At 30.0% G+C, this 443-nt stretch carries 1 pseudogene; it reads left to right on the plus strand.

From position 1 onward, the window contains the following. Nucleotides 1-264, plus strand: a pseudogene (locus tag ACFIO5_RS10795) (UbiH/UbiF family hydroxylase); the annotation flags it as partial. Nucleotides 265-443 lie beyond the last annotated feature (179 nt).

The following is a 443-nucleotide window of genomic DNA, read 5'->3' on the forward strand; positions in this document are numbered from 1 at the left end:
GGATCTGTTCATATGTTCAACTCTGCTTTACTTTCTAATATGTTACCTGTTCATATCATACGAAGCTTTGGGCTTGGATTATTACGTAATTGCTCACCTTTACGTAATTTATTTACAAGAGAAGGAATATATCCCGGTTACGGATTTAAAAAAATTATGCAAACATTTCCAATCAAATCACATAAACAGGAAAGTTCCATTTTCTTTTCAGTATTAGTCAAAGATCGGGACAGTGAAATGATATCAAAGAGTAGCTTATTCTAAAATTTTTTCACAAGCTACATTTAAAAAAGCTTTCGGAATATTAGGGGTATGAAAAGTTAATCAGGCATCTCCTATCAATGAATGTGAATCAGAAAAGTCAGATTTATCGACGATAAAAATCGCAAACTTTATTTTTATATTCTTACTCTATTCTATTTTCATCAAAAAAACAATAATCA

Source organism: Bartonella sp. AA86SXKL (genome assembly GCF_042196885.1).